The sequence below is a fragment of the Erythrobacter sp. Dej080120_24 genome (genome assembly GCF_036322605.1).
Taxonomy (GTDB): Bacteria; Pseudomonadota; Alphaproteobacteria; order Sphingomonadales; family Sphingomonadaceae; genus Erythrobacter; species Erythrobacter aurantius.
On the sequence record NZ_AP027262.1, the window covers coordinates 3,202,443 to 3,227,664 of the forward strand.

22 protein-coding genes and 2 pseudogenes are annotated in these 25,222 nt (G+C 58.3%); 6 read left to right on the top strand and 18 right to left on the bottom strand.

Translation table 11 applies throughout. The annotated features are described in order from the left end of the window. Positions 1–4 precede the first annotated feature (4 nt). Complete coding sequence (locus AABA34_RS15385; RefSeq protein WP_338303245.1) at positions 5–2,710, top strand: conjugal transfer protein TraG N-terminal domain-containing protein; 2,706 nt, start codon at positions 5–7, stop codon at positions 2,708–2,710. Between the two features lie 91 nt (positions 2,711–2,801). On the opposite strand, the gene AABA34_RS15390 is transcribed toward AABA34_RS15385, so the two are convergent. Both AABA34_RS15390 and AABA34_RS15395 read right to left on the bottom strand, forming a co-directional pair. After that, the gene (locus tag AABA34_RS15390) at positions 2,802–3,698 is read right to left on the bottom strand and encodes a tetratricopeptide repeat protein (protein WP_338303246.1); all 897 of its coding nucleotides are present in this window, start codon (positions 3,696–3,698) and stop codon (positions 2,802–2,804) included. Between the two features lie 955 nt (positions 3,699–4,653). Then, positions 4,654–4,968 (bottom strand): hypothetical protein, encoded by a 315-nt coding sequence (locus tag AABA34_RS15395; protein ID WP_338303247.1) that lies wholly within the window; start codon positions 4,966–4,968, stop codon positions 4,654–4,656. 15 nt (positions 4,969–4,983) lie between these two features. On the opposite strand from AABA34_RS15395, the gene AABA34_RS15400 reads away from it, so the two are divergent. Beyond that, positions 4,984–5,280 (top strand): hypothetical protein, encoded by a 297-nt coding sequence (locus tag AABA34_RS15400; RefSeq protein ID WP_338303248.1) that lies wholly within the window; start codon positions 4,984–4,986, stop codon positions 5,278–5,280. A gap of 39 nt (positions 5,281–5,319) precedes the next feature. Here the strand turns inward: AABA34_RS15400 and AABA34_RS15405 are convergent, their stop codons facing one another. From AABA34_RS15405 to AABA34_RS15430, 6 genes are all read right to left on the bottom strand, one after another. After that, positions 5,320–6,096: a class I mannose-6-phosphate isomerase gene (locus AABA34_RS15405; protein ID WP_338303249.1), complete on the bottom strand. Its 777-nt coding sequence runs from the start codon at positions 6,094–6,096 to the stop codon at positions 5,320–5,322. A 23-nt stretch (positions 6,097–6,119) separates the two neighbouring features. Continuing rightward, positions 6,120–7,163 carry a mannose-1-phosphate guanylyltransferase gene (locus tag AABA34_RS15410; protein WP_338303250.1) on the bottom strand — a complete coding sequence of 348 codons (1,044 nt, stop codon included), beginning with the start codon at positions 7,161–7,163 and terminating at the stop codon, positions 6,120–6,122. A gap of 27 nt (positions 7,164–7,190) precedes the next feature. Next, on the bottom strand, positions 7,191–8,417 hold the full coding sequence (locus tag AABA34_RS15415; RefSeq protein WP_338303251.1) for a hypothetical protein: 1,227 nt from the start codon (positions 8,415–8,417) through the stop codon (positions 7,191–7,193). Positions 8,418–8,471: 54 nt separating this feature from the next. Further along, complete coding sequence (locus tag AABA34_RS15420) at positions 8,472–10,592, bottom strand: GumC family protein (RefSeq protein ID WP_338303252.1); 2,121 nt, start codon at positions 10,590–10,592, stop codon at positions 8,472–8,474. Positions 10,593–10,603: 11 nt separating this feature from the next. Next, positions 10,604–11,308: a polysaccharide biosynthesis/export family protein gene (locus AABA34_RS15425; RefSeq protein WP_338303253.1), complete on the bottom strand. Its 705-nt coding sequence runs from the start codon at positions 11,306–11,308 to the stop codon at positions 10,604–10,606. Between the two features lie 85 nt (positions 11,309–11,393). Beyond that, positions 11,394–12,737, bottom strand: a complete 1,344-nt coding sequence (locus tag AABA34_RS15430; RefSeq protein ID WP_338303254.1) for an O-antigen ligase family protein — start codon at positions 12,735–12,737, stop codon at positions 11,394–11,396. Between the two features lie 618 nt (positions 12,738–13,355). Between AABA34_RS15430 and AABA34_RS15435 the strand changes: the two genes are divergently transcribed. Together AABA34_RS15435 and AABA34_RS15440 are read left to right on the top strand one after the other, a co-directional pair. After that, complete coding sequence (locus AABA34_RS15435; RefSeq protein WP_338303255.1) at positions 13,356–13,775, top strand: hypothetical protein; 420 nt, start codon at positions 13,356–13,358, stop codon at positions 13,773–13,775. Between the two features lie 112 nt (positions 13,776–13,887). Beyond that, positions 13,888–14,151 (top strand): annotated as a pseudogene (locus AABA34_RS15440) (transposase); the annotation flags it as partial. 235 nt (positions 14,152–14,386) lie between these two features. On the opposite strand, the gene AABA34_RS15445 reads toward AABA34_RS15440, so the two are convergent. Further along, a complete protein-coding gene (locus tag AABA34_RS15445) occupies positions 14,387–15,439 on the bottom strand; it encodes an IS110 family transposase (protein ID WP_338303256.1) in 1,053 nt (350 codons plus the stop codon). A 60-nt stretch (positions 15,440–15,499) separates the two neighbouring features. Between AABA34_RS15445 and AABA34_RS15450 the strand changes: the two are divergent. Next, positions 15,500–16,390, top strand: a pseudogene (locus tag AABA34_RS15450) (IS3 family transposase); the annotation flags it as partial. Further along, positions 16,391–16,582, top strand: coding sequence for a tyrosine-type recombinase/integrase (locus tag AABA34_RS16445; RefSeq protein ID WP_445083739.1), 192 nt, complete (start codon positions 16,391–16,393; stop codon positions 16,580–16,582). 23 nt (positions 16,583–16,605) lie between these two features. Here AABA34_RS16445 and rfbA read toward each other — a convergent pair whose 3' ends face one another. Genes rfbA through AABA34_RS15495 form a run of 9 tightly spaced genes read right to left on the bottom strand, consistent with a single transcriptional unit; the run spans position 16,606 to position 25,221 of the window. Beyond that, on the bottom strand, positions 16,606–17,475 hold the full coding sequence (gene rfbA / locus AABA34_RS15455; RefSeq protein ID WP_445083740.1) for a glucose-1-phosphate thymidylyltransferase RfbA: 870 nt from the start codon (positions 17,473–17,475) through the stop codon (positions 16,606–16,608). Further along, positions 17,475–18,347 carry a dTDP-4-dehydrorhamnose reductase gene (rfbD, locus tag AABA34_RS15460; RefSeq protein WP_338303257.1) on the bottom strand — a complete coding sequence of 291 codons (873 nt, stop codon included), beginning with the start codon at positions 18,345–18,347 and terminating at the stop codon, positions 17,475–17,477. The genes rfbA and rfbD overlap by 1 nt, the downstream gene beginning before the upstream one ends. A 7-nt stretch (positions 18,348–18,354) precedes the next feature. Then, positions 18,355–19,407, bottom strand: a complete 1,053-nt coding sequence (rfbB, locus tag AABA34_RS15465; protein WP_338303258.1) for a dTDP-glucose 4,6-dehydratase — start codon at positions 19,405–19,407, stop codon at positions 18,355–18,357. Next, complete coding sequence (gene rfbC / locus AABA34_RS15470) at positions 19,404–19,967, bottom strand: dTDP-4-dehydrorhamnose 3,5-epimerase (protein WP_338303259.1); 564 nt, start codon at positions 19,965–19,967, stop codon at positions 19,404–19,406. Before rfbC ends, rfbB begins: the two co-directional genes overlap by 4 nt. Beyond that, complete coding sequence (locus AABA34_RS15475) at positions 19,967–21,061, bottom strand: DUF1972 domain-containing protein (protein WP_338303260.1); 1,095 nt, start codon at positions 21,059–21,061, stop codon at positions 19,967–19,969. The genes rfbC and AABA34_RS15475 overlap by 1 nt, the downstream gene beginning before the upstream one ends. Then, positions 21,054–22,133: a glycosyltransferase family 4 protein gene (locus AABA34_RS15480; protein WP_338303261.1), complete on the bottom strand. Its 1,080-nt coding sequence runs from the start codon at positions 22,131–22,133 to the stop codon at positions 21,054–21,056. Before AABA34_RS15480 ends, AABA34_RS15475 begins: the two co-directional genes overlap by 8 nt. A 56-nt stretch (positions 22,134–22,189) precedes the next feature. After that, a complete protein-coding gene (gene gmd / locus AABA34_RS15485; RefSeq protein ID WP_338303262.1) occupies positions 22,190–23,218 on the bottom strand; it encodes a GDP-mannose 4,6-dehydratase in 1,029 nt (342 codons plus the stop codon). Between the two features lie 22 nt (positions 23,219–23,240). Then, positions 23,241–23,957, bottom strand: coding sequence for an acyltransferase (locus AABA34_RS15490; RefSeq protein WP_338303263.1), 717 nt, complete (start codon positions 23,955–23,957; stop codon positions 23,241–23,243). Further along, positions 23,938–25,221, bottom strand: coding sequence for a hypothetical protein (locus AABA34_RS15495; RefSeq protein ID WP_338303264.1), 1,284 nt, complete (start codon positions 25,219–25,221; stop codon positions 23,938–23,940). Before AABA34_RS15495 ends, AABA34_RS15490 begins: the two co-directional genes overlap by 20 nt. Position 25,222: the final 1 nt, after the last annotated feature.

Consider the following 25,222-nt stretch of genomic DNA (forward strand, 5'->3'; position numbering starts at 1 on the left):
CAGCATGGTCGAGATATTCACGGTCGGCGGCGGCGAGTACATCGTCAATGTCCTCAACGCCGTTGCCGCCTGGACCGGCGCGGGCGGCTACAAGAGCCTGATCCAGGTCGCGCTGGTGATGGGCATGGTGCTTGGCGTCATCGTGGTCGCGTTCAACCAGGACTGGCGCGCCTGGCTCAACTGGTTCCTCGGTGCGACGCTCATCTACATGTGCTTGATGGTGCCGCGCATGGACGTCCATGTGACCGACCGGGTTAATCCCAGCCTTGCACCGGCAACGGTGGCCAATGTCCCGCTCGGGCTCTCCCTGATGGCAAGCTTCACCAGTCAGGCGGGGGACTATCTGACCCGCTCGGCCGAGCTCGTATTCGGCCTGCCGGATGACCTCAACTACTCGAAGAACGGCATTATCTATGGCGCGCGCCTCTTTGAGGCGACGAAATCGCTGCGCATTGCCGATCCTGAGTTCGCCACCAACTTCGATGAACACGTCCAGCAATGCGTGTTCTATGACCTATTGCTCGGCCGCTACTCGATGAAGGAGCTTTCTGAGAGCGACGACATCTGGGCAAGCATTGCGCCGGGAAGCGCGGCGCGCGCGCAGAAATTCCTGACCCGGCAGGCCGACGACAGCGTGACGGCCTCGATCATCACCTGCCGCGAAGCCTACACCGCGCTGTCGGGGCAATGGGCGAGCCTCATTGACGAGATGACGCTTGTCGCGGGGCGTCAGCTCTATCCGCGCCAGACCGAAGCGCTCGCCAAGGCCAAGCTCATGGCCGATCTCCCGATTGCCTATCAGTATCTCACCGGCATCTCGCGCAGCGCGAGCGACATCTTTCGCCAGGTGCTGACGATCAATGCCATGAACCAGGCCATGCATGGCTTTGCCGGGGCGAGCGGCACCGGCAGCATTGACGTCTTCGCGCAGACCCGGGCCGATATTCAGACCGAGCGGACCTATTCCTCGATCGCGCACAACGCGATGAAATGGGTCCCTATCCTCAATGTCGTGCTGACAGTGGTGTTCTACGCGCTGTTCCCTGTCCTGTTTCCGCTGTTCCTGATGCCGCGGACCGGGCCCATTGCACTGAGAGGTTACGTCACCGGCTTCTTCTACCTTGCGGCGTGGGGACCGCTCTTCGTCATCCTGCACATGATCCTGATGTTCAAGGGCGCGGTCGATGTCGCCGCCGCTGGAGGCAGCACAGGCCTCAGCCTCGCGACCTTTGCCGGCATGAGCGACGTCAACAGTGATATCGGCATCTTGGCGGGCTATCTTGTCGCCTCGATCCCGTTCCTTGCCGGCGGGGTGGCACGTGGTGCGCTGGCGATTTCGGGCCAGGCAACGAGTTATCTCAATCCGAGTCAGAACGCGGCCGAGGAAGCCTCGCGCGAAGCGAGCACCGGCAATGTCTCGCTTGGCAATTCGAACATCGACAATTCGACGGTGTTTTCCCGCCAGTTTGCGCAGGGCAATCTTGCACCCAACATCGCCTATGGCGCCACGCAGACGCGTGGTTTCAGCAACAGCGGCACGCAGACCACCAGCTTCCCCGATGGCGAGTTCGCTGCTGTCCCGAATTCAAGCTATCCGTTCACGCCGACACTGGGGCAGGACTTCACCGGGCGTCTCGGTACAATAGCGAACCAGAGCCGGACGCAGAGCGAGACTTTTGCCAACCTCGCCCAGCAATCGACGAGCGCTGCGCTCACCCGGTTCAGCGAAATCCGGAATGCCTATGCCCAAAGCCGAAGTTCCGAAACAATCGCGGGAAGTAGCACTAGCGACAGTATTGCAGCGGCCTTCAGTGAAATCGAGAACTCCTCAAGAGCCCTTCAGCGACAGTTCGGCCTGTCGCGCAGGGCCTCTGACGATATATCGGTGGCTTGGTTCCTCAACGCTGATGCGGGCGCGGCAGCGCGCGCGCAGGATGATGCGCTCGATGCACAGCTGGGAGCACGCGGCGGCCGAAACCAGACCTGGACCGACAGCGATATCGGAATCGCATCAGAAGAAAGAAGCCGGATCACCGGATCCCTTAGCCAGCTGTCGAACAGCAGAAACTGGTCGAACACGCGCGAAGGGTTCTTGCGCGAAACGAGTTCGAGCTCGGTATCGCAGGTATCTACCAGCGCAACCGGTCTTGGCAGATCGCTGACAGAAGCCGAGAGCTACACGCGAGAGGCTCGCCGCGTCGAGGAGATGGCAAACCGTCTTGAAGAACAGGCAAGCTGGTACGAAGCGAGCAGCGCGTCGGGAACGCTCAATCTGAGCCAGGCCTATCGCGAATGGGGAATGGCCGAGATCGAAGCCAACCGCGATTATTATGGGCCTGTGCGCTTCGACGATATCGGGTTCCAGATGAGCGAGCGCGGTCAGCAGCTGCAATCGCGGTTTGTCGACAACTTTACCGAGAAACTTCAGGACAACATCGCAGCAGAATTGTCATTGCCGGAATTTGCGCCAGTCAGCCGCACCAACACCAGCAGTGCGGGGGAGGTCCGCGCGAGGGGACAAGTGAGCCAAACGAATACCGCTTCCCTGCCAACAGCTCCTGACACTTCGCAGATTTCAGCCGAAGTGGAACGGCGTCAGAGCAAAGGGCGAGAGGACATCAAGACAGAACGGGGCGGACTCGACAGCATCACGCGTGATGCGAAAGGAGCCAGCGAAGAAGCGGCTGATGCAATCAAGCGCTGGCGCTAGCAGGCACCAGAACTTTTCTGCTCGAGAACCAGAGGGAGACGTCGCACTGGTCCCGAAACATCCGACTTCGATCAGCCGACACCCACAGTGGTCAGGAGCAGGTTACCTTGCGCAAAGTGGCAAAATACTGTTCGGCAAGCCGGCCTGTTGCAGCTGAGCGGTAGACTTCGGCAAACTCGGCAAGTGCAATGCAGGCGCGGCGGGTTTCACCCTGTTTGATCAGTGCTTCTGCAAGAAACAGCAGGCTGTCGGGAGCCCGGGGGCCGGACTTGTCTGCCAGGTAATTGGCTGCAAACCAGCGTGCTGCATCGTCATGCAATCCGTCATCAAGAAACGCTCGTCCGAGCAGATTCCGCCCGAAACTGGCTCTGGGATGGTCGGGATAGTCTTCGATGAAACCCTGAAGCTGTTGCCTTGCCTCGGCGTAAAAACCGGCGTCCCAAAGGCGGAAGCCATATGTGTATTCATCCTCGCCCGGATCCTGCGTTTCTGGCCGGGGGATGGCCTGGATCGAAGCGAAACGCTGAGCGATCGGATCACCTGCAGGCATGGCTCCTCCCGGAGAGCGTGCTGCAATCGATCTGGAAGCGATCCGCTGCGGTTCCTCACTAACCCGGCTAACGCCTTGTGAACTTTCCATCGCTGCGAGACGCGCTTCACTTGCCATGAGGTTGGTGTAAAGCGCCTCGGTGCGCCCTTCGAGGCGACGAAGGCGCATCTCGAGCGCCTCGAGGCGGGTGAGCATATCCTGGGCATTGCGTGCCGCACCAGTACCGGATGATCCCTGATTTTCGAAAAACCGTTCATCCCCCCCGGGGAAAATGGCTCTCTGCAAGGCGCGGATCTCCGCCTCAGCACGGCGCATGCGTTCCTCGGTCGTGTCCTGCGCAATTGCCGACACCGGAACGCTGGCGAGGGTGAGCCCAGCAATCGCTGTCAGAACATGGCGAAAGCGGAGCGGACCCAGATATTCCTTGACGGCTGTCATGACTGGTTTGCCTCCATATCCACGATCGACACAGACCTCCTGCTCAGCGTTCCAAAGCGGACGCGGTCAGCTGGACACTCAAGCACAAGCATCAACTAACAACAGGATAACGCATTCATTCTCAAAACGGAACCAGTTCTCAAGATCGCAGCCTTTTACTCGGCAATTGTGCAGTCCGGCGGCGGTCACAGGTTCCGCGCGACCAAAGACCGGCCCGCCGCCGCGTCGGCAACGATTCAAATAGTGCCGAAAACCATCTGGTTATTAGGCACTTAACGTTCCACCTATGCAGGTCGCTTGCCCAACTGGCATGCCGATCTGCTCCCTGCGGGATTGGCAATAGTCGCGTGCGATGTCCCCATGCCGGGTCGTGTGCGAGGCAGTCGCGTCACCCACTTTCCACAGAATTTGCTCCCGGATTTGGTGTTTGCACCAACCGCTAAGTATCTTCACGTAGGGTGTAAACCTCGAGTGCGCTTGCCTTGCCTCTCAAAGACACCTTGCCGAGGCTCTTGAGCGCAAATTTGTCGCCTGCGCGAAGTGCGGTGGCTTCGCCGATCACGATTGGCACGCCCAGTTCCTTGCACTGTCCTTCAACACGGCTGGCGGTCTTAACGGCATCGCCAAGGACGGGTTCCTTGCAAGGCGAACCTGCGTCCTGTCCGCAAACACAATCGCGAGAGCGCCGCGGGCGTTGGTCTAGAGGATGTTCCCGGCCTTGATATCCGGGCGGGCGACAATCCGGCGCGATCTTTCGTCTGGAGAAAAGGTGCCGGTTTCACCTTCCCGTGCACTGACAACAGTGCCTTCGATCAGCGCGCTGCGCGGCAGGATTTGCGCCTGCGTGGCTGAAGGCAGGAATAACCCGGTGACGTTCTTCCCTTTCGACCCCGTGGTCTGCGTCTTGCCAGAACAGCAAACAACATTTGGTCAGTGCAAGGCCGAAATCAGTCTGTTAGCGTCGCTCCCTGACCGACGGACGCACCCTTGCAGCGATGACTATCGCGGCCGGCCAGGCGATGGTGTACATAATATCGCTCAGTGAGTCAGGTTTGACCGCGCCGTGATAGGCAAAGTCTGCTGCCTCCTTGGCAAGAGCTGCCAGAGTGACAATTCCGAGCAACCAGAATGATCGGAAAGGCACTCCAAGCACCAATCGGGCGACAACGAGGATCGCCAGTCCCGCATGCAAATGCATGATGGGCGGAGCCAACTGCAGTGCGCCAGCCCAGTCATTGAAGATAAGGGCATAAAGACCTGAGGGGCTCATGGGTATGAGCCCGAGATGATGAGAAAGCATTGTGGGCTTAGCGATGCGCTTGGAACACAAACCTCAGGCGGATCGGTAAGATATTCGCGTTCCTTCTCCCCATGGCAGGAAGGCGCCAAGTTTGCGGGGTTCGCAATTGAGCCACTTGGGTTTATTGCCCGATCCATGCTCGATTTCCTCAGATCATGGATTGCTGCCCGCTTGGGCATTAAGGATCGCAGTGCACGGGATGGCAGCTGGTGGGAAATCGATCTGATCCTTGTATTCCTTGGCGGTGTCTGTGCCCTGGGGATTTTTGCAGTGATAGCCTGATCCGGAGATCACAGCGCCCGAGCAGATAGGCTTCAAGAATCAGGCTGCCCGGGTCAATAGCGTCAAGCCGGCACCGCTGAAATCGAGGTCCTCAAGGCTACTGGCGCATAGACATTCGCCTGGTTTCGCGCGCGCCGAACCTTGCCGCGCAGCGATATCGCCTTCAAGAGGGAGCGCCAGCAAGGCTCCGACATAGGCTTCGCAGGTTGCCAAATCGGGCTGGCCTTCGACACGATCAAGCCTGAAGTGCCTGCCATCAATCAAGACCTGACCACGCGACGCAACCCTGCCGCGATGCCGCGGATCGTAAGGAACACCGTCTGATACGGTCAGTGCGCGATCGAGATGAAGTTCGCGCGGGCGACCATAATCATAGAGACGGAAAGTCGTGTCACTGTTCTGCTGAACTTCGACCAGGGACAGTCCCGGTCCGATCGCATGGACGGTGCCGGCGGGAAGGTAGAAAAAGTCGCCCGGCTTGGCTGGATGCCAGGTCAGGAGTTGTTCGATCGTGCCGTCGCGGGCGGCAGCCGCGATTTCTGCAGGAGAGACTTCCCGTTCGAATCCGATGGCGAGACAGGCATCGTCGGTTGCGTCAAGAACGAACCAGCACTCTTCCTTTCCGGCCTCTCCATCGATCGCATTGGCATCAGACGGGTGGACCTGCACCGAAAGTTTTTCGGAGGTGAATAGATATTTGACCAGGACCTCCGGGAGCTCGGGCGGAGGTTCGAACCAGATTTCACCGATGCGCTTGCCGGGCGGCGCAGAAAAGGGAGCCGGGAGACAGTCCCTTCCCCAGACCTTCTCGACCATGCGGGTTTCCAGCTGACGGACACTCATTGGTTTGCAGCTCCTGGAAGTTTACCGACACTCTGAGCGCCATCACGGGTTGTCACGAGGACTTCGTTGCCAGATACGATGATGCAAATGTCTTCAAGCCCAACTGCCGAAATGCGCGGACCATCGGAGATTGTCAGCACACCTGAGCAGCCGTCGAAATCAGCCGTTCCAGCTTTGGCCAGATTGCCATCGCCATCAGCCTTGTGGCTCAACGCATCCGCGAGCGCCGACCAGTTGCCGATATCTGACCAGCCCATCTCAACCGGCACCATCGCAGCCCTGGCCGTGTTTTCCATCACGGCATAGTCGACAGAATCGCCGGCGATGGCTGCAAAGGCGTCAGCTTCCGGATAGAAGCGCTTGCCTTCGCTAATGCCCTTTTCCACGGCTCGTTGGACCAAAAGGGCCATCGCCGGGCGATGGGTTGCCAATTCTTCGAGATAGTGCCCTGCGCGAAAGGCAAAAATTCCGCCATTCCAGCTGAAATCACCGCTGGCGAGATATGCCTGCGCGCGGGATAGATCAGGCTTCTCCACAAAGCGCGCAATGGTATAGCCCCCTTTGAGGGCTTCACCCCGTTCAAGATAGCCGTATCCGGTTTCCGGCCGGTCAGGCGCAATTCCGAAAGCAACTAGATAGTTGTCGCGGGCAAGTTCTGCCGCCGCCCGGGCAGCATCCCGAAAGGCCTCGGGGTTTGCAATGTGGTGATCACTGGGACACACCAGCATTATGGAATCCTGCGGGAGCAGGTCAGCGGCAAGGGCGATAGCTGGCGCAGTGTTCCGGGCCACGGGTTCGATCACCAGTTTTGCGACCTCAACTTGTCCAAGCTGGGACTCGATCAGGTCTACATGGTCTGAGCCAGCTACGATAATTGGGTGAGCAAAGCTGCTGTCTTTCGCCAACCGGTGGACTGCTTGCTGAAAGAGCGATTCTTCCTCCACTAGAGGCAGAAACGGCTTGGGCTTGGCCTTACGACTAAGCGGCCAAAGCCGGGTTCCGCCGCCACCGCAAAGGATTACCGGATGGATTAGGTGCATACAGTAGATCCCCCCAGCTCGTTTGAACTATCGATCAACAATCACAACTGGTTCAAGGTGCCCGGCTATCGAAGCTGAACCGGTCCATGCCCTGGCTGTGATTTCGAGTTGCATGTATTGGCACGAAGGCGCGTTTTCGACGAGGAACTCTCCGTTACGATCGGCGAATAACTCTTCAAAGAAAGGCTCTGCATCCCCCCAGCAACGCAAGATCAACTTCATATCTTGCAAAGCGCCCGAGGGCTGGACATCGGCAGGGACAGTAACGGTAAAAGCCCTTGCAGGGCTAGCCATCAGCTTTGTTGCCATGACGCCACCATTGCCGGGGGCAACATTGAATTCCAGAATTCTTCCATCGTCGCTGGTTTGCGCTCTAAAGCGCGCCTCATCAGCTAGAGTCCAGTCAAAGGGAGGATAATCGGCCAGCCAGTTTGCCTCACGCGAACCTGAGGCGGAGCTGAAAGTACTCTGCCCGACAAAGTTGTAGATGATTTGCGCAGTTGCCACATCGCCTGCATTGGCGAGGTTTGCAATCAACCTTTGGTCAAACACCGGATGATCGATGACAATGGCTTGACGGATTGCGGCGAGGCTCGGGAGGGCTGAGGGTTGCCCGACAGCATAATCGAGGAATCGGTCCCGCCAGGGCAAGGGTTTCCCAAGCAGCTCTGCAAATTGAGGAATGGTCGCCTCTTGCCGAAGAGCTTCGTTGAGAACGGGGTAGAATTCCTCGCCGCGCTCGGGGCGCACACGCAGCATCTGGTCCAATGTTTCGATCATGGCCGGGTAGTCGCCATCTGCCACCCTGGTCTGCAAAACGAGCCGCTGAAGAACCGTATCTCGGCGATTGAGCAGAGAGGCAAGGTTGATGATTTGCTTGCTTCTGGACGCATCCCTCTCGGAGAGGGCGAGGAGAACATGTGCCTTGGGAAGCAGAGGCTCGTAGCTCAGGGCGATTAATGCCGCCCTCCTTGCAGCCATGGCCGAGCGCTGCAAGTCCTCCAGCCTAACCCCACCAGATCCCTGAGTCGCATCGACCGATTGACCCGATCTCCCCACTCGCGATGGAGGCGGGCCAGATGCAATTCCCATTCCTCCGACAAAGGAGCGGTAGGCAATTTCTTGATAGGCCAAACCGTTGCCAGGAAAAACCGCAAGGGCAAATTCCGGCGAAGTTCGCGTTGAAACGCTGCTCAGAGCATGCGCGCCTGAGAAAAATGCAAGGGCCAACGCGACCGGAACAACCAGCCACATTCTTGCCGCTCGACTGCGTTTCTGCACAATCGCACCTCTCTTGGACACGTCAAACTAAGATGGGCGGCTTGAGTCCTCGCCATAGCCATAGCCATAACCGTAGCCATAACCGTAGCCATAACCGGCGGCATCGGCCTTCAGCTTGGTCACAATGACGCCGTAGACTTGCGCACCAGTGCTGCTCAAGCGGTTGATGGCACCCTCGATCACACGCAGTTTGATCCGGTCCGCTTCAACCACGTACACCACACCATCAGCCAAACGCGAGAGCTCCACGGCATCGGCAAGATTGAGCATCGGGGCACTGTCGATCAACACTTGGTCATATTTGCTGCGCGCTTCCTCAAGCAGTTGACGGAAGGCTGGACCTGCAAGCAGTTCAACCGGATTCGGGGGCGTATAGCCATGAGGCAGGTAATCGATGCCGAACTCATCGATCTTGACAATCTGTTCGCCTAGGCTGGCCGCATTGCTGGTTAGCAGGGCAGCAAGCCCGCCCTTCTTGCCAAGATCAAGGTCGAGAAGTTTCTGCATTCTCGAATTTCGAAGATCAGCGTCAATGAGAAGGGTGCGCTTGCCCAACTGCGCGAAACTCGTTGCCAGAGACAACGAAGAGATACTCTTGCCTTCCGAAGGCACCGAGGAGGTGAGCATGAGAGCCCGTGGTGCCCCTTCTGGCGTCAGGAACGTCAAGTTGGTCCTTGCCGACTTGTAGGCCTCGCTCAATTCGGACGAACGGCTCAGTACTTCTTCCTTGATATCTGCTGCATTGGTCTGCGGAATGATCCCCAGCACAGGAAGCCCGAGCCTGCGTGTCACATCCTGGGGGTCCTTGACGGTCTGGCTCAAGGTTACCCGCAAATAAACCAGCGCCCCTGCAATCACCAATCCGGCCACTAGCCCGACAAGCAAGTTCTGGATGAGCGATGGTGCATATGGAATGCGTGGAACTGCTGCATTATCGATCAGCTTGATGTTGTTCTGCCCCGCACCCGAAGCGCCGAGTTCCTTGAAGCGCTGCAGGAGACCATCATAGAGTTGCCGGTTGGTTTCGACCTCGCGCTTCAGGATGCCGTACTGGATGCCGAGATTTTGTTGCCCCAGAAAGCTGGACTTTGCCTGCTCGAGTTTACCTTGTAGCTCACGTTCTCTAGCAGAAGCTGCACGCAAAGCTGCGCGCGCTTCTGTCGCCAACGAGGCCTTGAGCGAGGCGACTTCAGCTTCCTTCTCGAGCAAAGGAGGATAGGCAGGCCCAAAATTCGAACGAAGGCTCGCAAGTTCGGCCTCGGCCTTGGCCAGATCGACCTTGAGAGAGCTCCTGGGGTCGCGGGACGGGATATCGCCGGAGGCAAGAGCAGCTTCAGCAGCAATCCGATCGGTCACCGCTTCAGCCAACGCCGCATTTAAGGCTGAGAGGTCCGATGCAATAAGTGTCTGAGTCGCAGCATCGCCGCCGTCCTCGCCCGCACGAGTTTCGAGAACGAGAATTTCATTTGCATTGGCGTAGTCAACCAGTTCCTTTTCCGAGGCCGCCAAGCGCTCACGAAGCTCCTCGATCTGACTGTTGAGGAAGTCACGCGCCTCGATATTCGCCCCAAACCGCTTCTCGTAATTGGCCGCGATAAATTCGTCGGCCCACAGGTTCGCGATTGTGGCCGACACAGCCGGCGACGGGCTGGAAAAACTGACATCCACCAAGCTCGACTGAGTGAGTGGATCGATTGAAATGTTGTCCAGCAGGATTTTCTCGATGTCGCGCTCAGTGAGTTCCTCTTCGCCCTGCAACGCGAAAGCCTCTACAAACTCCTCCGACCGCAGCAGGTTGCCAGCCTTCGAAACGCGTTCGGCCATGAAGCGCGATTCGAGAAGTTCGTATTGGGTGTTGAGGTATTGGAGTTCGGAAATGCGCGACTCGTTTTCAAGAGGGTCGATCGCGGTTACATTCGCTGTAATCTGGGACACCTCCAAGCGAGCGCTGGCACGGAAAAGCTCTGTTGAGAGCAAGGTGACAACAAGCCCCAGCAGAATTCCTGCAACAACGATCCCTGCGATCCAATAGCGAAGGCCTCGGGCTTCGACCCAGTAGCGCTCAAGATCGAGATTAAACCCATCATCATACTTTCCATCGGGCTCCGCGCCCACCCAATTGCTTGAGGGCAAAGCTTTGTCAGTCATGTCGATGGCGCCTAGTTACGGGTTATCAGAATGGCCGATGTCGTCAGCAACGGCGGAAGAATCTGCAGAAAATCGTCAAGACGACGGCGCTGAATCGAATCGCCAACCATAACGATATCGTTTGGAAAGAGCTGCGGATCCGGGTAATTTCCGCGTTCGATGGCCGTGATGTTGTAAACACCAATGTAGCGCTCACTATCAACGGTGCGTAGTATCAAGACATCGTCTTTCTGGGCATATTCCGCCAGCCCTCCAGCCTGGTTGATCACCCGCAGCAACGTCTGCCGCCCGACAGCAGGATAACTTCCCGGGCGCTTCACCTGCCCGCCGACAGAAATTGAAGGAACCGGAAATTCTTCGGGGATGACCCGTACCTGCGGGTCAAGCAGATATCGACCACGCAAGCGTTCAGCGATCATGACCGCGGCTTCGGCCGGTGTCCGGCCATCGAACTCGAGCACGCCCACAAGCGGAAAAGCAAGCCGAGCATCGATATCAGTGAGATAGGTGCCGCTGAGTGTCTCAGCACCCACAACTTCGATTTCGAGCTTCTCCTGAGGTCCGATCACATAAGAGATTTCACCTCGCGGCGGCGGAAGTGTCTCAAGCGTCGTCAAGGTGACTTCAGGCGCAAGGCCGACTGAACGGTCAGTCGCGCAACCAGAGAGAGCCAACAGCGCGAGGGTGACGACGAAATTGCGTGTTCTTGAAATCATTGAATCATACTCAAGCTGATGCCCCTCATACCCCATCCAGCACCATGGCCAAGCCATTTTTGGGCAAAATCAAATACAAGCGAGATCATCCATTCTTCTCGTCTGCCAGAACAATCACCAACCACAGGGCAAGGGACTGGAAGATCGGGGTGCGAAGAGGGTAATCGACAAGCGATGCAGCGCCCAAAATCGCAAGAATGGCAAACCAGAAGATGGCCGCGGCTTTCTTGCGTGACCAAATCGAACGAATTGATCCCGCAAGCCAAATAATCGCAGCAAACGCTATCATCACAGCGGGCAACCCGCCCTCGATCACGACTTGCGCCCAGTCATTGTGGGCCTGGTTGAGATAGGCACGCATCAACAAGTCAGTCGGTTCATAGATCTGATAAACTCTATCGAAAGATCCGAAACCGGTTCCGAGCAGCCAGTGCGTCTGCATCATGCCCTTGAGGAACGGCCAGATCGACCAACGCAGGTCTTCGAAGGAGCTGCGCGCAAAAAGATCTTCAAAAGCCGGGGTCCTCTCCAAAACGAGGAAGGCCATAATGAGACCGAACATAACCGCTAGGGCGAAGGCGGGAAGCCAGCGGTTCACTCCTCCATCAGAGGCCAATGCTTGCCTGCCGGACTGCCTCGCTTGCCCCAACCTTTCAAGCCAAGCCATTGTGCCGCCCGCTCCAAGAGCGATCAGCGCAAAAACCAATCCGGCACGTGAACCGCTGATAAGGACCGCAAGCAGGACGAGAATAAAGGCTGGGACATATGCCAACCGAACCCACCGAGCGTCCATTGCAGTCGCCGCACTCAGACCCAACCGTGCGATGATAACAAGTGTCATTGCAGACAGGAGGGCTGAGTGGTTCTCATTAGCAAAGATGCCAACGGGAAATCCGCGATTGGTTATGGCATAGAAATAGAGCGGACTGTGGGCACCGCCGAGGACTTGCAGCAGGCCCAGAGCAGCATCTAGCACTCCGAACGCCGCTACGAGCAAAAGCAACTGACGCGAGCTCAGTTTAGAGGCGAGAGCTATCAGCAGAGCACATAGCGGCACAATCATAGAAAAAACCGAGTTCCATCCCCTGAACGGAGTGAAGGAAATTGGCCGACTAACCTCGTCGAGGCCGGCCATGACATCGAGGTCACGGATTGCCTCCCTGCCCGGCAACTGATGCCAAATATCGGTGGGCAGTGGGATCAACTGCACCACCATCCAGACGAGCCACAAGCCGAGCAATACGAGCACGACCGGCGCGCGGCGCAAGTCGTCGCGCCCAAGAAACCAAATCGCCGGTATTAGCAGGACAGCAGCCAAAGGCCGCAACACCGCAATCTGCGAGGCATCGAAACGCGAGCTTCCCCCAGCAAGAATGAGACCGAAACCAAATACCCCCAGCACAATGAGTTGCGACACCTTGAGTGACACTGTGCCCTCAACTGGGGCTTTGGGTGTATAATGCAAATTCACAAGTTTGCTCCGGTAAGCTCCACGCTCTCGGCCCCGCTCCATAGGAATAGCCGTACCGGTTGATGCGCCATCTTGGCAAGGGCTCAGAACAAGCATTCCATATGAGTGGCTCTTACGCTCGCTCATTCGAAAGTCGGCTAAACCATTGGCATGCCAAGGTCTGGTCGCCACCACCCTCGGCGTTTTCACCTCAAGGCCGCTAGTGCATGTTATCGGGCATTTGAAGGACACCAAGGTTACGGTAAGAGTCTCAACGCCTGGATTGGCGGTGCCGCGTCAAATTCTCTTGGCATGGCGCCAGTTCAGGCCGCCAGAATGTAGCTGCAAAAATGCGCCGCAGTTCGTTTTGCAAAATTGCCTCTGGCCGCACCTTACCTCGCGCCATCATAGAGGGGCCGGGGAAAACTCGTCGATAGGTGTGGATAGGATGTACACCCCATCTTGGCCCGCAAAAAATCGTCACAAGCTAGCCCAGAGCGCCGCGCCTAAGGGCCGATAAGACTGCCGCACAAGCTGCAGCAAGGCTCGTCTTCGTCGCAGCGCAGTCTGGATAAACACAAGCCAAGAGTGGTGACGATGAGTAATAAAACCAATGAAGCACAACGCACGCAAGAACCAAACGCCGCGCGCCTTTTTACGCCCAAGCAAAGACTGGCCATGCCCGGCGAGGACCCCAATCGCTGCGAGCAGCTCTATGCAGAGCTGTGCCGACACTTTGGGCCGGCAGATCCAATCGAGGCGATGTGGGTCAACGATGTGGCGGTGGTCACGGCCAAAATAGAGTTTCTTCGCAAGTGCCACAGGGAGGCGACATTAGTGTCGCTGAGTCGTGCAGTGCGTGCAAATCCGCATTTTACGAAGGATATCAGCAGCGAGGAAACAGAGCCCGCAGCCGTCCAAATTCTTACGGACACGTATGACCTGAAGAAAAGCCGGGCGTCTATGACACTGAGGAGAATTTGCCGATCGTCAGGCTGCTCGGCGCAACTTCACTAAACTCGCTTAGCAAGGAGGAGGACTTTATGGGCCTTGAATTTGCAGCCCTTGACGTGCTCCCCTGAAATGTGACCGCTTTTTGGTAGAGTCTGACGCCAAGGAGTCGGACGATATGAAGCGAAGCAGGTTCAACGAAGAGCAGATCATTGCGATCTTGAAGGAGCAGGAAGCGGGCATGGCGACGGCGGAGGTCTGCCGCCGTCACGGGATCAGCTCTGCGACGTTCTACAAGTGGAAGTCGAAGTTCGGCGGGCTGGATGTGTCCGAGGCCCGGCGGCTGCGATCCCTCGAGGAGGAGAACTCGCGGCTCAAGAAGCTGCTGGCCGAGGCGATGCTCGACAATGCCGTGTTGAAGGATCTGGCATCAAAAAATGTATGACCCGCCCTGTCCATGCAAGGGTCGATTGGTGTTGACGGTGCCAGTCTGCACAAATGTATCCGGCCTCTCGCGAGTGGGCCGCTGTTGCGGCCAGGCCTTGATGAGATCCGCGCGCCTCGTTCCCAGATAAATGCTTCGGGCTTGCTGCCCGCTTTTTTGCAGGGGCTTACGATGCGCTGGTCCACTGTCTCGTCATCACTCTCACGAACCTCGCATTTGGTGGCGGCGCTGCTCAGCCGAACACTGAAACTCGCCGCTCATAGGTTGCGCCCGGCTTGGTCAGGATTACCCAGACAATGCGAGCAATCTTGGCTGCCAGCGCAACCGTGACCTTGTTCTTGTGCATCCTGCTCTCAAGCCCATCGAGCCATGGTCCCAATCGGTCCCTGCTTCTGTCGAGATGTGTAACGCAGGATCGTGCACCATGGACGATCATCCTTCGAAGGTATTTATTGCCGCGCTTGCTGATGCCGAGCAGCTTGGTCTTCCCGCCGGTTGAGTGTTCGCGCGGCACGAGGCCGAGCCAAGCAGCGAGATCTCGAGCCTTGGCGAACTGGCGCCCGGAACCGGCCGCCGCCAGTAGCGCGGTCGAGGCCAGCGGGCCGATGCCTGGCACAGTCATCAGACGGCGTGCGGTATCACTGCGCGCTGCGATGTCTTCGATCTCGCGGTTTATCGTTGCGATACGCTGCTCAAGTTCGATCATCTCGCCGTGTACCTCTGTCAGGATGCGACGCATCGAAGCGGTGAGTTCGTTGGTCTCATCCGACAGCACGCGCGGTATCTCGGCTTTGAACTTGCCAGCGCCCTGGTGGATCGCGATGCCATACTCGAGACAGAAAGCGCGCATCTGGCTGATCAGCCTCGTTCGATGAGCGATCATCCGGTCTCGCACTCGGTGGAGCGCTTGCAGGTCGATCTGCTCCGGAGTCCTGATCTCAACGAAGCGCATCGTCGGCCTTGTCACGGCTTCTGCGATGGCCTCTGCATCAATGATGTCGTTCTTGTTCGACTTGACAAAGGGCTTCACGAACTGTGCCGGCACGATCCGGACCGTATGCCCCATGGCCTGCAGCTTGCGAGCCAGCCGCTGCGAGCCGGGGCACGCTTCCATCCCGACGAGAACTGGTGACGCGCGCTCGAAAAACTGCAGCAAAGTCTCCCGCCTGAACGTGGCCTTCTGGATCGGTGCATGTGCGGCATTGAGGCCGACGACGTGAAAAACTGTCTTGCCGATGTCGACACCAAACACCGCCGCATCTCTCGGTTGGTTGCGTATGCTCATAAGTACCTCCTTCTTAGTCCGCCGAATGTGCGTGGAAGGACAGGGCGGGTCATCCCATTAATGGTAACGCCCGGCGCTAAGCGGGAAGCCGTCGCCCATGCCCGGGAGCATCACGGGGTGAGCGAGCGTCGGGCGTGTGCACTGGTTGGTGTGAGCCGCAGGGTGATCCGTTACGTGCCGTCGCGGCCCGATGACGGGACGCTGCGGCAACGGCTGCGCGAGCTGGCGGCGGAACGTCGCCGGTTCGGCTATCGCCGCCTGGGCTATCTACTGGCGCGGGAGGGCATCACGCCCAACCACAAGAAGCTGCTGCGCATCTACCGCGAGGAAGGCTTGCGGGTGCGGCGCCGTGGTGGGCGCAAGCGCGCTCTCGGCACGCGGAGACCGATGGTGCTTCCGGATGGTCCAAACCAGCGTTGGTCGCTCGACTTCGTCTCTGACAGCCTGATCTGCGGTCGGCGCTTCCGCATCCTGTGTGTGGTCGATGACTACACGCGAGAATGCCTGGCGCTGGTAGCGGATACGTCGCTTTCCGGGGCACGGGTTGCGCGGGAACTGACCAGCCTGATGGGCAGCCGCGGCAAGCCACATACGGTGGTCAGCGACAACGGCACCGAACTGACCTCGTCAGCCATCTTGCGCTGGTCGCAGGAGCGGCGGGTGGAGTGGCACTACATCGCGCCCGGCAAGCCGATGCAGAACGGCTTCGTCGAGAGCTTCAATGGTCGCCTGCGCGACGAATGCCTCAACGAGACACTGTTCACCTCGCTGGCACATGCCCGGTTCGTGCTGGCCGCCTGGCGGCACGATTACAATACGGTCAGGCCACACTCGAAACTGGGCGGGAAGACCCCCGCCGAGATCGCCGGCCAACGTGTCTGGGGGCATGCCCCCAGACACGTTGCCATCCCATCAAACATCAATCATGAAGGAGCGAGACTCTACCTCTGAATGGTAACAATCAGGGGAGCACGTCAAGACCAAGTCGCGTCATTCAGCGGACACTCGATGCGAGTGGGAGCCGCACAGGACCTGCTGAAGCGGGGCTTCGACACAGCCGCGATTATGAGGGCAGGCGGATGGAAGTCAGTGAATGTGCTCGCACGCTATCTCGAAAAGGCCGAGCATAACATCTGGGCGTGATGGCGTTATGTTGCCGCTTAAAGCTACACAAGCAATTGCTCGAGGTAACGTCCGTAGGCGTTTTTGCCGAACACTCTCGCCCGATCGGCCAATTGCTCGCTCGAAATCCAGCCCTGGCCATATGCAATCTCGTCGGGGCTGCCAGTCTGCAAGCCCTGCCGCTCTTCCAGCGTGCGCACGAAATTACCGGCATCAAGCAGGCTGGCGTGCGTGCCGGTGTCAAGCCAGGCAAAACCGCGCCCCATCAGGCTGACTTGCAGCGTGCCATCGACCAAATAGCTCTCAAGTAGCGTGGTGATCTCAAGCTCGCCGCGCGGCGATGGCTTGACCTGCGCCGCCCGCTGCGGAGCCGAACCGTCAAGGAAGTAGAGCCCGGTGACAGCAAAGTTCGAGGCTGGCGCTTCCGGCTTCTCTACGATCGAGCGAACCGAACCATCAGCAGCGAAATCAACAACGCCGTAACGCTCAGGATCGGCCACGCGATAGCCAAAGACGGTGCCGCCATTGTCTTGCGCCCCCGCCTCGACCAGCAGGTCAGGCAAGCCGTGGCCGAAGAACAGATTGTCACCAAGGACCATGGCCGATGGGGCACCTGCCAAGAATTCTTCCGCCAGCAGGTAAGCTTGCGCCAACCCATCCGGACTGGGTTGTTCGATATAGGTCAGGCGGATGCCCCACTGGCTGCCATCGCCCAGAGTGCGGATGAACTGCGCCTTGTCCTCCAGCGTGGTGATCACTGCAATCTCGCGAATCCCCGCCAGCATCAGCACGCTGAGCGGGTAATAGATCATCGGCTTGTCATAGATCGGCAGGAGCTGCTTGGAGAGGCCAATCGTCACCGGATAGAGCCGTGTGCCCGTTCCGCCGGCCAGGATGATGCCTTTACGCTGCATTATTGGTTTGTATCCTTCTGTTTGAGCTCTTGAAGGACCGCTGCCAGCCCGGCCTGCCAATCGGGCCTGCCGATGCCGAATATGGCCTGGGCTGCGCTGCAATCGAGCCGCGAATTGGCAGGGCGGCGCGCAGGGGTGGGATAATCCGCCGTACCGATATCTGCTACGTCGCACGCCAGCCCAGCCTGCGCAAAGATCGCACGGGCGAAATCGGCCCATGAAACATAAGGCGCTCCCGCGAAATGATAGTTTCCGCTCTTGGCTGGATCGTCGGCGAGTTGATCTGCGATCGTCAGGCAAGCCCGCGCGATCTCCGCAGCCGGGGTTGGGCCGCCGATCTGGTCTGCCACCACAGGCAACTGGCCGCGCTCAACCCCGAGGCGCAGCATGGTCTTCACGAAGTTATGCCCATGCGCCGAGAACACCCACGAGGTACGCAGGATGGCATAGCGACCGCCTGCCGCTGTGACGCCTTGCTCGCCCACCAGCTTACTGCGGCCATAGGCGGAGATCGGTGCGACAAGAGCATCCGGGCGACGGGGCGCGTCGCCGCTCCCGTCGAACACGTAATCGGTCGACAGATGTACGAAGGGAATGTCGCGCTCAGCACAGGCGCGCGCCATTTCGGCGGGAGCGCAACCGTTGATCTGGTTCGCCAGCCCTTCTTCCTCTTCGGCGCGATCGACTGCGGTATAGGCTGCCGCATTGATCACAGCTGTTGGCGCGTAATGCTCAATGGCACCGGAGCAAGCGCCAGGCATCGCAAGGTCCGCCTCTTCGCGGCTCAATGCCATCAGGGGCGCCATGACGGGCGCAAGCGCTTGCAATTCACACGCTACCTGCCCTGTCTTGCCGAAGACCAGGATCGTCACGCCGCGCCTACTTTCCCGTGCCCAGTCGTTGGCCCACGCCATGGCGATTCATCAGCGGCCGCCACCAGTCCTCATTGTCGAGATACCATTGCACGGTTCGCTCCAGCCCCTCTTCGACCGTGACCGAGGGGCGCCATCCCAGCTCCTCGCGGATCCGGCTGGGGTCGATCGCATAGCGCGCATCATGGCCGGGCCGATCGGCGACGAAGGTGATGAGCTCGCTGTAGGAAGATCCGTCATCGCGCGGGCGCAGCCGGTCAAGGATGCCGCAGATCGTCTGCACTAGCTGCAGATTGCTGCGCTCGTTCTCGCCGCCGATATTGTAAGTGCGCCCAACTTCTCCGCGCTCGACCACCAACAACAACGCGTCGGCGTGATCCTCGACATAGAGCCAGTCGCGCACGTTGGAGCCATCGCCATAGATTGGCAGCGGCTTGCCGTGCAGCGCGTTGAGCGTGACGACGGGGATCAACTTCTCAGGAAAGTGATAAGGCCCATAATTGTTAGAGCAATTGGTCACCAGCACCGGCAGGCTATAGGTTTCGGCCCAGGCCCGCACGAGATGGTCCGAACTGGCCTTCGAGGCCGAATAGGGGCTGCGCGGGTCGTATGAGGTGTCTTCGGTGAACTGGATCTCGGGATCTGGTGGCAGCGAGCCATACACCTCGTCAGTACTGACATGGTGGAGGCGGAACGATTCGGGTCTGCCGCTCTCTACCCAATATTTGCGCGCTGCCTCCAGCATATTGAAGGTACCGATGATATTGGTTTCCATGAAGGTACCCGGGCCGTCAATCGAGCGGTCGACATGGCTTTCGGCAGCGAGGTGCATCACCACCTCCGGCTGGTGCTCAACAAAAATCCGGTCGAGCGCAGCACGGTCGCGGATGTCGGCGTGCTCGAAAGCATAGTGCGGGCTGCTCTCTACCGAAGCGAGGTTTTCCAAGCAGGCTGCATAGGTCAGTGCATCTAGGTTTACAACGTGGTGTCCGCGCGCGATGGCGAGCCGGATCACCGCCGAACCGATAAAACCAGCACCACCGGTGACGAGGATTCTCATTTAGTCTTCTCGTATATGAAAGGTGAGTCCCAGCCATCGAAAGGCGGGGCGCTGAGATCCTTGTCGGATAGGATCGGTGAACTGTCGAGGCCCCAGTCGATGCCGAGGCTATCCCAGCGGACAGAACCATCGCACTCGGCAACGTAGAAGTCGGTCACCTTGTACTGGACTTCGGTATTGGGAGCGGTCGTGACAAAGCCGTGCAGAAAGCCTTTTGGGATCAAGATCTGCCGACCGTCTTCTGCCGAAATTTCGATTGCCACCCATTGGCCGTATGTCGGTGAGCCGTTGCGTACATCGACTACAACATCGCGGATGGCACCGTAACTGCAGCGCACCAGCTTGTCCTGAGCGCGCGGCGGTGCCTGATAATGCAAGCCGCGCATTGTGCCTACATCAGCTGAGAAGGAGTGGTTGTCCTGCACCCACTCGAGATCGAGACCGTGCTCGCGCATCCGACCAGCATTCCATGTCTCGCAGAACCAGCCCCGGTCATCACCGAACCGGCGCGGCGTCAGGATCAGTACATCAGAGAGCGCGGTTGACTGGATATCCAGCATTATGCCTCCAGCAATTCGAAGTAAGCCTGACCGATAGTGGTCCATGTATAGCGGCGTCGGGCAATTTCCAGCATCGCTTCGCCAACCATCCTTCCCCGTTCCGTCGTGAGTTGCCGGACAAGCGCTCGCAACTCATCCTCGCTTGAGAAATACAGCGCCTGTCCCTCAGTCGTGTAGCGATTGAAAGAACAGCCATGGGCGGCAATCGGGATAGCGAAATGCATCATCTCGACCAGCGCGGGGTTGGTTCCCCCTGCCGAGTGCCCGTGAACATAGAGCGCCGCCCGGTCGCGGATCGCCCGAAGTGCAGCCGGGTCGTAGACAGGATCATGAATACTTATTGTAGGATGACCAGCGTATTTCGCCTTCAACTCGCGGCCATAGGCGCTCTTGTCCCAATTGCCGACAAACACCAGCGGCATCTCCAGCCCGTCAAAGGCTTCGAGGATCATACCGATATTGTTTTCCGGCTCAATCCGGCACAGCCCCAGCGCATATCCATAAGGCAGATGCGCCGCTGCGACAGGATCGGGTGCGGCCTCAACGGCATGGTCGCCCCCATATGGAATGATCTCGGCATCGCAGCCATAGGCTTCCTTGAGGTAGTCGGCGATGGCCTGATTGTCCGCAACGACCTCGTCTGATGCCTTCACGGCCACCTTTTCGGCAAACCGCAGATAGTGCTTGGCTAGACCTCGCCATTTTTCGCGCTTCCACTCGATACCGTCAACATTCGTGATGATGCGCGCGCGGGTGAATAGCTTGAGAAACGGCAACAGAGGCGCGCCTGAAACACCCAGTAGGAGCACCCGATCGTGCCCGCGCAGCACGGCATCGAAAAGGCCGATCATGTCGTAGGGAATTGATTGCACGCCGTTTGCGTCGAGCGCGACATAGCGAAGTACCGCTTGGCGATAGCGAGCGGGTTGCGCTGCATTGCCTTTGGAAGAGCAGTAGACGGTCAGCCCTAGCGGGCTGCCGACCTCCTCGTGATAGACGACGAGATTATCTGCAAGCGTCTCGAAACCACCATAGCTTCCGGGAACGCCAACAGTGCCGAGAATGGCGACCCTGTGCTTCGCGATATCAGGCACGAAGCGCTTCAATCAAAGCGTACGCTGACGCCTTCCACGAAAATGTTTCCAGCACACGTTCACGCACCCTGTTATCTCTGGTCTGGCGACCCTCCCCGAATGCCCGCCTGACAGTGGCCTTGATCTGCTCGTGATCATTGGCATCGAAGCTACCATGAACGTACGGAACCAGCTCCGACATGGCAGTGTTGTTGGCACAATAGGAAGTGCCTCCAGCCGCAACGGCCTCGATGATGGGCATGCCGAAACCTTCCGCGTGCGAAGGATAAATTGAGGCGCACGCATTCCGATAAAGCCAAGTAAGCTGCTCGTGACTTATATTGGAAAGCGGCCGGACGCGTTCGCCGGCAAGAGCTAGGGCGTCGTCGAGCTCGGGATAACCGAGCGCGGGTGCACCTACCAGGACCAGCGTCTGGTCAGGATCGAGTTCTCCAACAATCTCATGAAATGATCGCACCAGCGCATGCTGGTTCTTTCGCGGCTCGAAACGGCTGACATAAACCGCGAACCGCCCAGGCGTAAGGTTGGGGACTACTTCGTCGGGCGCCCCAGCGAAGGCATCCGGCGCTGCCGGAACGACATGAATGCGTTCGCGCGGGATGCCAAAGTGGCGATGAATTGCATCGCGGGAATACTGAGAGCTGGTTAGGACCTTATCGCTACGCATCGCACTGATTCGGAAAAGAGTGGCGTTCCTGAGCCGATAGCTCAGCGGAAAGTATTGCGAGTAATCGAGGAAAAGAAGATCGTGGATCACATTGATCCAAGGGCCGGTCTTACGCAGCGGGCAGATGTAATTGAAATGCGCGAAATCGGGCCTGATCCTCGCCTGCAACTTAGGCAGTTCAAGCGCAAGCCGCGTGAAGCGCTCGGTTGACTGGAGCGGTTCCCATTCAATGTCCGGCGCATCTGGGAACCATCGCGTCACACTCGATTCGTAGTGACAGCAAATCACTACTCGCGCCATTCCTTCGCGCGAGACTGCGCCGTAGAGACCGGCAAGATAGGCGCCGCTGCCCTGAGGCGACCCGTCCAGCACATGCCCATCGACTAATATGGTTGGCTTAACCATTGGAGCCTATTTCTTGCTATTGGCGCTAAGAAGCAGTGTCTCGTTCGTGAGCGCCATCAGTGGTTGAGGCGACCAGCCTTGAGGAGATCGTAATCCTCGCGCACCATCATCTCGACGAGCTGCGCAAAGCTGACTTTGCGCTCCCAGCCGAGTTCGTCCTGCGCCCGGCTCGCATCCCCCAACAACAGATCTACTTCAGCAGGCCGGAAAAATTTCGGATTGACCTGAACAATCGTATTGCCAGTCCTGGTATCGATACCCTTTTCATCGACGCCCTCGCCTTCCCAGGCGATATCCATTCCAAGTTGCGCCCCTGCGAGCTCGGCGAATTCTCGGATCGTGTGCGTCTCGCCGGTGGCGAGGACGTAATCGTCTTGGGGCTCGGCATTAATGATACGCCACATTCCTTCAACGTAATCGCCTGCAAAACCCCAATCGCGCTGCGCGCCGAGATTACCGAGCTCAAGCACATCCTGCTCGCCGAGTGCTATGCGCGACATTGCGAGTGAAATCTTGCGAGTCACAAATTCGCGTCCGCGCAGCGGAGATTCATGATTGAACAAGATGCCTGAGGTTGCCCTCAGACCGAAGGACTCGCGGTAGTTCTTGGTGATCCAGTAAGCGAAAAGTTTGGACACTCCATAAGGGCTACGAGGGTAGAAAGGAGTGGTTTCGCGCTGCGGGGCGTCGATCGCGCCGAACATCTCCGAAGTCGATGCTTGGTAAAAGCGCGTCTCAGGGCTGAAGGTCCGGATCGCTTCAAGCAAGCGCAACACACCATTGGCATTGACATCGGTGGTGGTCAGCGGCTGTTCCCATGAGGTGCCGACGAAGCTTTGCGCCGCAAGATTGTAAACTTCGTCGGGCTGCTCCGCCTGGATCAGCCGAGCGATATTAGTGAATTCGCTGAGCTCGAAATCGACGCATTCCACTTGATCGGCAATGCCCAGGTAATCGAGACGCGTCGACTGTCGTGAGCTCCGGCGATCGCCGCCGACAACTTGATATCCTTTTTCGAGCAGAAGCTTGGCCAGATACGCGCCGTCCTGTCCAGCAATGCCGGTTATAATCGCCTTTTTACTCATTCTTGCAGGATTCCCTGTGTCGCTAGTTCGTATTTCTCTGACCAGGTTCTGGTCCGTCGCCGAAGCGATTTCGTATCATTCGCGCCGGATTGCCCACGAGGATGCTTCCCTTGGGAAAGGATCGCGTGACCACGCTTCCTGCCCCTATGACGGAGTCATCGCCGATTTGAACCCCCCCAAGGATCGTAACATTGCTTCCCAACCAGCAGCGCGCACCGATCCTGACCGGCAAGCCGGTCGTCGCCTGGTGGCGGATCGCCTTGGTAACGTCGTCGAAGTCGTGATTGTCGCTGTGCACCGTAAGCCGCTCGCCGACAATGGTCTCGGTCCCGATTTCGACACCGCCGAACGCACCGAGATAAAATCCGTCCCCGAGGCCAACGAAATCGCCGATTGTGGCACCAGCGCCCAGTTCGGTCAGAGTGGCTGTGGCACGAATCCGTCCGTGACGCCCCAGCGACACCCCGCGACCGATCGTGATCCCGTCGCGCGCCAGTCCCTCGATCAGGCAGCCCGCACCGATCTTGCTCATCCGCCCGATGGCGATGCGGTGAGCGCTGCGAAGCTGCACGCCCCGTTCGATGAACACCGGCTGCCTGCGGCGGACAAGCCCGCGCGCAAGCGCGATAGCCTGACGGACGACCATACTCGCGAGCTCGGCGGTACCGATCTCGGGATCGATCCGGTAATCTAGGCCCTTGGAGCGGGAGAGAAGGCGCTCAAGCGGTCGCCGAAGCATGGCGTTTCCCTTGTTTTCGAGCAGTCTGAGCGGCTGGTGTCGAGCTGCGCCCTGATTGCGTCCTGAAGCGTTGCTCAAGCAGGGCAAACGTTCCGAAAATTATGAATAGGTAGGACCCAATGCCCGTGTTGAGCATCACGGCAACGGCCATCAGCAAATACAGACTCCGTTCTCCCAAATTTTCGGGCCTGTTCCACATAAACAATATGGGCAGAACGGCAGCTAGCCCATAGTCGTATATTGGCCCCGCCATGTGCATGGTCAGGCGGCTGGCACTCGACCCAAAATTTCCCAGATCGTAATAAAATGCTTGCTCCAAGTATCCAGCGCCCGCTCCAAAAAGAAGTGGCCAAGGATTGGAAGGCAATATGGTGCCCATATAAAGATAGGGCTGCAACCGCACGCTTCCCGTACCGAGACCCTCCGCTCCAAGAGACAGATCCAAGGCCGAAATGCGGTCGGTGAAGAAGCCGGTGAACGATACTGCTGTCAGGAGCATGCCCCCTCCGGCCAAGACCAAGACCATCGCCCGGATATCGCCCCGGCGGTAGAGGTACATGGCCAAAATGAGAAGCGCGGAGATCAGGGCAAAGAGCGACAACGTCGCCAGGAGCGCCCCAATAATCACCCCTAGCCGACGCGGGTTCAACCATTCGATCTCAAAGACCATTACGAAGCGTGTGAAAATCAGCAGGAGCATCGCTGCGTATGATGGCTCCGTTGCAAATGCCGCAACCCTCGCAGCCCCCCCATCACCGTTTGAAATCAGAAGCCACTCTACGATCGAAGAGGCGCCGACCAAAATCAGTATTTGAGCCAACAGGATCGCGACCGCATAGATCATGATCGTAACCTTGGCGAAACGCATAGCAACAGCACCTGGACATGCCGCTAAAAGCATGATCGCAATCAAGTGAAGGACGTGAAAAAAAACCACCACCAAATCTGCGCTCGAATAGTTAATCAACGTCGATACAGAAATCATCCCAAGGACGGGAAGTACCGGCTTTACTGTTTGTAGCGTTGCCTGCCTCAGCAAAATGAGCAGCGGAATCGCAATGGCGAGGGCCAAATAGTGAAGAAAAATGACGCGACCGTCGAGATCGAACATCAGCGAGTTAGGGAAGGCTAACGCAACCAGCGCCATGACCGTGACCGCTGTACCGATCTTCGAAGACATCGCTGCTCTTGCTGCCGGACGGCGCGCGAGATTGGCATTCTTTCCTTTGGCTGCGCGTTGCGAATTCACGTCTGCGAACTCCATT